This window comes from Nostoc sp. UHCC 0251 (assembly GCF_034932245.1).
Lineage (GTDB): Bacteria > Cyanobacteriota > Cyanobacteriia > Cyanobacteriales > Nostocaceae > Nostoc.
This window is the reverse complement of record NZ_JAYGHD010000424.1, coordinates 1-9,629: the sequence shown is the minus strand read 5'-3', so window position 1 is coordinate 9,629 and position 9,629 is coordinate 1. Positions and strand designations below refer to the sequence as shown.

The 9,629-nt window shown below is 37.4% G+C and carries 8 protein-coding genes; 6 read left to right on the top strand and 2 right to left on the bottom strand.

Features of this window, described 5'->3' with window-relative positions:
* Positions 1 to 240 precede the first annotated feature (240 nt).
* A complete protein-coding gene (locus tag VB740_RS34230; protein WP_323204266.1) occupies positions 241 to 2,322 on the bottom strand; it encodes a cation:proton antiporter in 2,082 nt (693 codons plus the stop codon).
* Between the two features lie 414 nt (positions 2,323 to 2,736).
* Here VB740_RS34230 and bchM point away from each other — a divergent pair, with 414 nt between their 5' ends.
* The 5 genes from bchM to VB740_RS34205 all read left to right on the top strand — a co-directional run bounded on the left by bchM (position 2,737) and on the right by VB740_RS34205 (position 7,914).
* Positions 2,737 to 3,423, top strand: coding sequence for a magnesium protoporphyrin IX methyltransferase (bchM, locus tag VB740_RS34225; protein ID WP_323204265.1), 687 nt, complete (start codon positions 2,737 to 2,739; stop codon positions 3,421 to 3,423).
* 465 nt (positions 3,424 to 3,888) lie between these two features.
* Positions 3,889 to 4,377 (top strand): hypothetical protein, encoded by a 489-nt coding sequence (locus tag VB740_RS34220; RefSeq protein ID WP_323204264.1) that lies wholly within the window; start codon positions 3,889 to 3,891, stop codon positions 4,375 to 4,377.
* Between the two features lie 65 nt (positions 4,378 to 4,442).
* Positions 4,443 to 4,823 carry a DUF423 domain-containing protein gene (locus VB740_RS34215; RefSeq protein WP_323204263.1) on the top strand — a complete coding sequence of 127 codons (381 nt, stop codon included), beginning with the start codon at positions 4,443 to 4,445 and terminating at the stop codon, positions 4,821 to 4,823.
* 321 nt (positions 4,824 to 5,144) lie between these two features.
* Complete coding sequence (gene phnD / locus VB740_RS34210; RefSeq protein ID WP_323204262.1) at positions 5,145 to 6,035, top strand: phosphate/phosphite/phosphonate ABC transporter substrate-binding protein; 891 nt, start codon at positions 5,145 to 5,147, stop codon at positions 6,033 to 6,035.
* 19 nt (positions 6,036 to 6,054) lie between these two features.
* A complete protein-coding gene (locus tag VB740_RS34205; RefSeq protein WP_323204261.1) occupies positions 6,055 to 7,914 on the top strand; it encodes an ATP-binding protein in 1,860 nt (619 codons plus the stop codon).
* Between the two features lie 26 nt (positions 7,915 to 7,940).
* Here the strand turns inward: VB740_RS34205 and VB740_RS34200 are convergent, their stop codons facing one another.
* Positions 7,941 to 8,705, bottom strand: a complete 765-nt coding sequence (locus tag VB740_RS34200; protein ID WP_323204260.1) for a DNA polymerase beta superfamily protein — start codon at positions 8,703 to 8,705, stop codon at positions 7,941 to 7,943.
* Here VB740_RS34200 and egtC point away from each other — a divergent pair.
* A complete protein-coding gene (egtC, locus tag VB740_RS34195; protein WP_323204259.1) occupies positions 8,704 to 9,492 on the top strand; it encodes an ergothioneine biosynthesis protein EgtC in 789 nt (262 codons plus the stop codon). The genes VB740_RS34200 and egtC overlap by 2 nt on opposite strands.
* The last annotated feature ends 137 nt before the right edge of the window (positions 9,493 to 9,629 follow it).

Here is a 9,629-nt window from a genome sequence, read left to right as displayed (position 1 = left end):
CTTTAGTTTTTTATTTCTATACCCTATACCCCACACCCCACACCCTTCTTTGTAAATTCAGTTTTGGATGATGACTTTAATTAATCTGAGGATATTGTTGATTTATATGCTCGACATTTTCGTAATTATGAGGCTTACCAATCATTTGAGCCGTTATTATCTCAAGAGCAATTTGGAGAATAGCTATAAAACCGTGGGATCGCAAGTCTTTTCTCTTTTTACTGGCGTTGACTCCTCACATCACGAATGAGGTTCTCCAAGCAACACAATTGAACACTTTAATTCTCGAAGTAACTGCGTTGTCACTTCGCTGACGGCTAATCCACCTGCTGTGCGATAACGAACGGAACGTAACACCGCTAAATCAAATGCCTGAGATTCCCGAATTATGGTTCTAGCAATATCATCACCCCTAATTGTTTGGATATTCGTATTCACCTGTAATTGACCTTTAGAAGTAATATCAGACAATTGAGATACAAAGTTTTCCACTCGATTAGGCGGTGTTTTGCGATCGGATACGTGTAACAACACAACTTCTGCTTGATTAACATCAGCCAAAATCTGGGCAAATCTCAAAGCGCCTATAGTTTCCCGCGTTAAGTCTCCAACTGGTACAAGAATTCTTTGAATTGTCTTGGGACTACTTAACAGGCGTGTTACTGCTACTGGACAGTGAGAAGACCAGAAGACGCTATCAATGACATTACCAAATAAGCGGGCACGCAAACCTGTTGTCCGCGACCAACCCATCACTATTAAACTAGCATTTTGTTCTCGACTGGTGCGGCTAATCCCCAAAGCTGCATCATCATCAATCCGAATTGCTGGTGATACTTCCACATCAAATTCTTGACTGATTTCTTTAGCTAATTTCAATCTTTCCCGGCTTTGGTCTAGTGCTGTTACTAATTGTGGATCATCCATTTGAATATGTGCTCTAGTAATAGCTAATGGCACAATCCTTCCAGATTCATGACTAGCCAACAATGCTGCCATTTCTATTAAATAGCGCTGGGTTTGGGGGTTGTATATTGGCACTACTACAGTAAATGGATATTGGTTTTTTTCGACTAGCTGATCTTCATTACCTTGCCACCAAGTTGTCAAACTATCTGTTTCAAAATCTGTCTCAGAAAGCTGTAGTGAAGGAGCAAACCGTGCTGTTATTATGGGGCCCAAAATAGCTGTCACCAGCATAAGCACAATCACACTGTTTAAGACAGCTTCACTGATTAAGCGCTCACCAGCAGGATTTACCGTTTGATAAGCAACCAAGGTTGCTGCTAGTGTGGCTGCTACCTGTGGTAGTGATAATGACCACATCGTTAGCATTTCTGCTGTGTTGTAGCGATACAATAATTTGGCTAAGAATGCCGCTATAAATTTGCTGCCAATCAAAGCCACTACAATTACCAGAGTCAGCCAAATTGAACTAAGGGTTTTGATAAATGCAGGAATATTAATCAATAATCCCATGTCCACAAAGAAACAAGGGATAAATAAAACACTACCAATAAACTCGATTTTTTCTTTGACGGGGCTACGTCCCAGAACGTCGTTGACAGCTAAACCTGCTAAAAAAGCACCAACAATTTTTTCGACTCCAATTACCTGCGCTCCGACAGATGCCAAAAATAATGCTAGCAAGATAAACAAAAATTGCTTACTTTGTTCATCCCCAGAGCGGCGAAAAAACTCTTTTCCTGCCCAGTCAAAGCCAAACAGGACAACGGCAGTGTAAATTGCTAATCCACCTAATAAAATTGCTAAACTTAAGGCGGAAAATTCCCCCCCGTGAATTCCAACACAAATAGCTAATACTAGCAAAGCACCTGTGTCAGTAAAAATTGTGGCACCAATTGTGACGGTTACAGCTTCATTCGTTACTACTCCCAAACGACTCACAATTGGATATGCCAAGAGGGTATGAGAGGCCAGTAAAGAACCAATGAGGACGGAGGCATTCCAACCAAAATTGAACAATCGTCCTGTAGCAATGCCAGCAATCATTGGAACTAAAAATGTTAAAATGCCAAAGCCAATTGAGCGATTTCTAGTTTTACGAAACTGCTCTAAGTCAATTTCTAAACCTGCCACAAACATCAAATAAAGTTTGCCGATATCCGAGAGCAGATTGATAGTTTCAGACTCAGGGTTTAACAACTTTAGTCCATTTTGCCCTAGTAATATACCTGCCACTAATAACCCGACTAATCCAGGTAGCCTTAGTCGCTCAAAGATAGGAGGTATAGTAAAGATTACTGTTAGAAGAATTGTAAATGCAACGATAGGACTGTCTGTTAACGAATTCAGTGCCATGTTTAATAATTAAACCTAAATAGGAAATTTACAACTAATATAAGAAATTTTACTTATTTTTTTGAATCCTTAAGTTATATTAATTACAAAAAATTAAATCTTTAACAGCATAAATGTTGCGATCGCAATCACGATTGTACCTTAAGAAGGATTTATCTACATCTACAGGCTGAAATCTCAATGGAATTTATAATAACGAAAATAACCGATTTTTAAATAGTAGAAAATACTTTCAAAAAACCATAAAACGACAATAATTTCTTAAATATAGCGGTTCTCGTTTGAATAAATAGGGGGGCACAGATGTGTGCCCCTAATTCTCTGCACCATATCTAGAAAAATCTGGAAGACCGCTCCTATGGGTTCCTATCAATGATAATTTTAAGCATTGGGAACCCCTAAACATCAAAGTTTATGAACGCAGCCGACGATAAAACGATTGTTCGCGAGTATTTCAATTCCACAGGGTTTGACCGTTGGAAGCGAATCTATGGTGATGGCGAAGTCAACAAAGTCCAACTAGACATCCGCAATGGACACCAGCAAACCGTGGATACAGTTCTGGGCTGGCTGAAGGCTGATAACAATTTACCAGAGCTATCTATCTGCGATGCTGGGTGTGGTGTTGGTAGTCTTAGCATCCCTCTAGCGGTAGATGGTGCCAAGGTCTATGCCACGGATATTTCTGAAAAAATGGTGGAAGAAGGCAAAGATAGAGCCAAGCAAACCTTGGGAAATTCTGAAAATCCCACTTTTGCCGTGCAGGATTTGGAATCGTTGAGTGGTAGTTACCATACCGTTATTTGCTTGGATGTTCTCATCCATTACCCCCAAGAAAAAGCGGATGAGATGATTTCTCACCTCTGTTCTTTGGCACAGTCACGGATAATTCTCAGTTTTGCACCGAAGACCTGCGCCCTGAGTATACTCAAGAAAATTGGTAGTTTCTTTCCCGGACCAAGTAAAGCGACTCGTGCATATTTGCATCGTGAAGCTGATGTGGTAAAAATTTTAGAAAGCAATGGTTTTTCATTGCAACGAGAGTCTATGACTCGGACTCGTTTTTATTTTTCCCGCCTACTGGAAGCTACACGTAAGTAAGGATAGAATCGCAGCAAGATAAATATTATACCTTTGCTGCGATTTGACAAGCTCAAGGCTAAACACTGGTTATTATTGCAGTTGGCAGCTAGTTCTGCTTTTATCTTAGCGAAAGCGTAGCCCGCACTTCTCTACGTTCCCTGCGGGATGCTATGGAAACGCGCAGCGTGTCGCAGATAGACGCTGCACGTAGTTTGCTTCCACGTTCGCATCGCACAGTCTTATCTAAGTAATATTTGTAAAAACTATATTATATTTTTGACATTTCACGCTTGCGTAAACCTTAGCTTACTATTATCGCTTTCCTTAGTGATAGTTGAAGGTGTGGAATGTGGAAGAATCGTAAGCGCTGAAGTCCATAGAAGAAGTGCTTACAAACCTATCCTCAGGAGTAGATTGATATATTGGAACCTTTACGAAAGTAAGGTTAAAATCGCTAGCAAAGTGTAAATCTGAAGTGGAACTATGAAAACTGCTGAAAAATTGGCCGCAGCTTGGCTACTGACAATGGGATTCATGTTTGTAATGTTATCAGCAGCAGCGGTATTTAATAAAACGACTAGAGAAACATCAATTACGCTACCCTTAGCTTGGGATGGCTCGATTGAGTTTTCACCAGCAACAGATACTTATGTAGTTGATAATACTGCGGTAGAAGGTTTGATTTTTGGCGTTCCTACCTTAACACTGGGCACATGGCTAGCATTGGGATTGTATAGTCAAAGCAGACAGGAGAAGAAGGCGCTTAATCAACAAGTTAGCGATCGCCTGCAATCAATTTTTTATGAGATGCTAAAAGAAAATCATGGGCGTATAACTGTTTTAGGTTTTGCAATGCAGTCACAACTACCCGCAGCCAACGCCAGACAATATTTAGATGAAAAAGCTAAAAACTTCAATGCAAACTTTAAGGTGAACGAAGAAGGGGCTGTATCATATCATTTTGATGTCTAATTGTCATTTGTCTTTTGTTATTAACTAATGACTAATGACTAATAATCAACTTACGGCTAGGTCTAATGACGCAGATTTTTTTGAGCGTAGCTGCTATTTTAGGCGGTTTGTCAGTTGCTGCTGGTGCTTTTGCTTCTCATGCCTTGCGGGAAAAGATTAGTGAGCGATCATTAGAAATTTTTGAAACTGGCGCTCGTTATCAAATGTACCATGCTCTGGCACTTTTTCTAGTAGCAATACTACTTAGTCGCACCGAGATTCCTCAACCTACTCTCGTAGCCAGTGGATGGCTGTTTGTCATTGGCATTGCTATTTTTTCAGGTAGCTTGTACGCCCTTAGCTTAACCGGTATTAAATCCTTAGGAGCGATCGCACCCCTAGGCGGCGCAGCCTTTCTTGCTGGTTGGGGTACTTTAGCTTTTGCCGCTTGGACTTTGAAGTTGTAAAAAAGTTAGAAATTAAGAGTTAAAGGAATACCAAAAAATTAATTATCCGATATTTGTAGGATGCATTAACAAAGTGTAACGCACCATCTTGAGTTCACGTACTACGGTGTATTACCTCCTTTTATTGAAAGCATCCTACAAATTGGATATTTTTTTAATTGGAAGTCTTGAAAGCAACAATAATATTTTCAAACAGGATTTACAAATAAAACTTATTTACGTAATTTCACAGAAGTCATTAATATAAAGAAGCAATAAACTGCATAAGTGTATTCCTAAATAGCAGCTAAAAATTTTACATTTGTAATATTGTTTACACTTATGAAACGGCGTAACTTACTTTGGTATTCGCTCGTGTTTGCTGCTGGCTGCACAACAGGAGTAAATTCTACTACTAATAATTCAGAACCGATGACAATAACTGCACCAAAAATTCTCAAATTTGCAGTTACAGATGTTATTGGAATTAAAGGCTTACAACAAGATTATGGACTTTTTCGCGCCACATTAGAAGAGATATTAGGCATAAAAATTGAGTTTTTTCCTGTAGAGAATACCACAGCAGCAGCACCAGCACTATTATCAAGGGAAGTGGATATTGTATTTGCAGGGCCTTCAGAATACTTGATTTTAAATTCTAGGGCAAAGGCTATTCCTATAATTGCTATTGAGCGCACGAACTACCATTCGATTATTGTAGTTCGTGCTGATAGTCCAATTAAATTATTAGCTCAATTGAAAGGTAAAACAATAGCCATGAGGAAAATTGGCTCCACTTCTGGACATCTTGCTCCTACAAAGCTACTGATAGATGCTGGATTAGATCCAACAACTGACTTCAAAACTGTCATGTTAGATGATAAGGGAATACAAGCTTTAGAAAAAGGTGAGGTAGATGCTTGGGCGACTGCATCTGACAGATACAAAAATATTCTAGAGTCTGAAGGCTTATCTGAAGAAGATTTTTCTGTAATTTTTAAAGGGCCATTACTTCCTCATGATGTATTTGTTGCTAGTAACCAGTTGGCATCTAGCTTTATAGTAGATATGCGCTCGCGCATGATGAACCATCAGGATAAACTAATTCAAAGTTTGGTGACTGCTAAAGCAAACCAAAAGTATAAAGGAAGCAAATTAGTTTTAGCAAATGATGCTGATTATAATATGATTCGTGAAGTCTATCAAAAAATTGGGCAAGGAAGTTTTTTATAACAATATAATTGATAAATAAATGATAGCTAATGGGAAACACTATTTTAAAAAGATTTTTATCTTACTTAGTCACTTAAGTCATAATTGGAATATCTCTAAAAAAATTAGTTATGGCTATACTTTAGCAGTTAGTATTACTTTTATCGGCACAACCTGCGGTTTGTTAGTTGCATACCAATATGAAACAATTGCCCAGCAAAAGTTAAATTTATCTTATCAACAACAATCTTTATTAAAAGATTTAGAAAATGCAATAACTAGAGTGCGGCTACATCCACAAAGGTTAGTTACCGTATTAGAAAGTTCTATTTGGTTAGAATTTGAAAAAAACAGATTTTTAGATGAGATTAGTCAAGTTGAGCAACAATTATCAAAAATTGAAACTTTTGTAAATATTTATGCTCATGATTCAAAAGTAAAGGATACAGACTTATTAAATTTATTAAATAAGTACAAAAAAAATACAATAATATATACTGCGATAGTAAAAAACTTTTGGCAGAAGATTGAACAAAACCAGTTGCTAGCAAAAAAAACAAAAATTGATCAACAAGAGCTATTATTTTTTTTCAATAAACAAGTTAATATTTCGATTGAATTTGAGAAACTTTCAGACGAGTTGATTCGGATAATCGGATATGCTGAAATTCAAGAAAAGCAAGCAAATACTAGTTTTGATAGGGCACAAAAACTGCGAATCAAAGTTATTATTGGAAGTATGCTGTTCTCAGTTGCGATCGCAGCTATACTAGCAGTATATACCAGTAAATTAATTGCTCGTCCCCTACAAATAGTTACTAACGTTGCTATAAAAATCACGCAAGAATCAAATTTTCAACTCAGAGCTAATGTCACCAGCAACGATGAAGTAGGGATATTAGCTACTTCTCTCAATCAATTGGTGGAATGGGTAGGAGATTACACCCAAGAACTAGAACTAGCTCGCCAAAGTTTAGAGCAACGGGTAGAAGAACGAACCCAAGAACTAGAACTAGCTCGCCAAAGTTTAGAAAAACGGGTAGAAGAACGAACCCAAGAAGTTCAAAAAACCTTGCAAGACTTAAAAGAAACTCAAGGGCAATTAATTCAAACAGAAAAAATGTCTTCTCTTGGGCAGATGGTAGCAGGTATAGCTCATGAAATTAATAATCCTGCTAATTTTATTTATGGTAATATTCAATGTGCCAGTGACTATACTCAGGACTTGCTTAATTTAGTGAGTTTATATCAGCAAGAGTATCCAGATCCCATCTGGTTGATTGAAGAAAAAATCGAAGAAATTGATTTAAACTTTATTCATAAAGATTTGCCACTCTTGCTTTCTTCTATGAAAACTGGGACTCAGCGCATCCGAGAAATCGTATTATCTTTGCGAAACTTTTCCCGATTAGATGAAGCTGACATGAAAGAGGTAGATATTCATGAAGGAATTGAGAATACCCTGTTAATTCTGAATCACAAACTTCAATCAGGAATTGAAGTAATTAAAAACTATAGAGATTTACCCTTAGTTGAGTGTTATCCAGCACAACTAAACCAGGTATTTATGAATATTCTAAATAATGCCATAGATGCGTTGCTAGATGACAAAGCTGATTCAGATAAAAGTAAAAAAATTATTATAAATACATTCAATATAGATGATGTTTACATTAAAGTAGGCATCATGGATAATGGCTCTGGAATTCGCCCAGAGATTAAAAATAAACTGTTTGATCCTTTTTTTACAACTAAACCAGTTGGTAAAGGGACTGGGTTAGGTTTAAGTATTTGTTATCAGATAATTGACAAACATAACGGTAAAATAGAAGTAATCTCAGAATTTGAACAAGGTACAGAATTTATAATCTTATTACCAATAAAAACACAACTAAACTAGTGCTGCTGCGTGAATAAAGCGCAGCCTCACATAAAATTAGTATTAGTTCTCAGGCGTACTAGCAAATTATGCAAAGCCGCATTCGCTGAAGGTGTTTCAGGTAGTCGGCTAGATTCATATGCCTCTTGCAAGTTGTGACGCAGACGTTCATATTCTGTATGATGAAAAGTTAGATTAGCATTTGACAAAATAGACCTTTCTTTATCTGCTAACTTTTGAGCGATTAAATCATTAATATATGGTAAATTAAAAAACTCATTCAGCTTAATCAAATTAGCTTCAACTACTCCTTTTTTCATCAGATAAATGCCAGTTAATAAAACTCGATAAACATAAAGCAATGGCTTTATCCGATACGTCGGTTCTTTATTAAAAACTTTCCATTGTGTTGCCGCAAAACCAATATAATGGTAATAATGGTGACGGGTAATGCAATCTTGAGCAATAAATTTTAATTCTTCATGTTCAGGTGAAGTTGTTAATACTAAAGGTGAATATAGTTGTTCTAATACGTAACCATTCTTTTTAAGTAGCATTAAAAAGAATTTTTTGACATCATGAGTTACTAAATCAATTTCCAAAGATTCACGCACTTCTGAAACTTCAATAGTTTCATTCCCAGTCTTTAATCCTACTACTTGTTCAACTGGTAAAATATGCACTCCACGCAAGTCATAATCAGAATCAGGTGACGGAAACCCATATAAGTGAGAGCCACTAATGATGGTGAATAAAAGCGGGTAAGGCTGTTGCTTGATAATTGTTTTAATAGAAGGTGGAATATTCATCATGTCCCGTTTACTTGCTTACCTCGGTTCGCCTGTTTCTTTAGAGCATCTTCTGTATAAACCAGAACACTCGTTGATAGTCCAGAGTTATAAACCCCGCGAAATGAACTCTGGGGTAGTCAATGCAGATGGCTTTGGTGTGGGTTGGTATCATAGCCAGAAAGATATCGAACCTTTTACCTACAAAAATACCCTACCTATTTGGAATGACATAAACTTACCCAGCCTCAGCCGTTACGTTGAATCAAAGTGTGTACTTGCTTATATCCGCAGTGCTACATCCGAACAAGCCGTAGATTTTGCTAATTGTCAGCCCTTTAAGCATCAACAACAGTTATTTATTCATGATGGAAAAATCCAAAATTTCCGCAAAACATTACACAGAAAAATCCGCAGCACTTTAACTCAAGATTTTTACGAAATAATTAATGGTAGTACTGACTCCGAACACATTTTTGCATTGTTACTTTCACAAAGTCAAATTAACAAACACCGACCTCTAGAGTATGCTTTACGTACTACATTATTAACACTTTTAGAAATGGCAAAGCGCTATCAAGTAGAAGCCTCAATTAATATAATCTTTAGTGACGGACATCGCCTAATAGCTTCTCGCTTTGCTACCACCTCTCCAGCTCCATCTCTTTATTGGATACGAGATGCTCCGGCTTTTTCAAAATCTGTAATTATCGCATCTGAACCACTATTTATAGGTAATTGGATTGCTTTTCCAGAAAATAGCATCATTACCGTGGAAGCAGACTGTGAGATCAAAATTGAGCAAATTTAGTGTGAAAGAGGTTATTTCTCAAGCCTTCGATGAATGTTGCCGGAAAATTGCACTATTCCAAGATATGGACAAAGCTATATTCTACCCGGATTTCTCACCACACCCCTCAAAGCCTGCGCTTGTGCAGGTTCGCTAGT

What these genes read in the sequence shown, in the direction of transcription:
- VB740_RS34230 (WP_323204266.1), bottom strand. Translation starts at nt 2,322, where the DNA reads ATGGCACTGAATTCGTTAACAGACAGTCCTATCGTTGCATTTACAATT.
- bchM (WP_323204265.1), top strand. Translation starts at nt 2,737, where the DNA reads ATGAACGCAGCCGACGATAAAACGATTGTTCGCGAGTATTTCAATTCC.
- VB740_RS34220 (WP_323204264.1), top strand. Translation starts at nt 3,889, where the DNA reads ATGAAAACTGCTGAAAAATTGGCCGCAGCTTGGCTACTGACAATGGGA.
- VB740_RS34215 (WP_323204263.1), top strand. Translation starts at nt 4,443, where the DNA reads ATGACGCAGATTTTTTTGAGCGTAGCTGCTATTTTAGGCGGTTTGTCA.
- phnD (WP_323204262.1), top strand. Translation starts at nt 5,145, where the DNA reads ATGAAACGGCGTAACTTACTTTGGTATTCGCTCGTGTTTGCTGCTGGC.
- VB740_RS34205 (WP_323204261.1), top strand. Translation starts at nt 6,055, where the DNA reads ATGATAGCTAATGGGAAACACTATTTTAAAAAGATTTTTATCTTACTT.
- egtC (WP_323204259.1), top strand. Translation starts at nt 8,704, where the DNA reads ATGTCCCGTTTACTTGCTTACCTCGGTTCGCCTGTTTCTTTAGAGCAT.
- VB740_RS34200 (WP_323204260.1), bottom strand. Translation starts at nt 8,705, where the DNA reads ATGATGAATATTCCACCTTCTATTAAAACAATTATCAAGCAACAGCCT.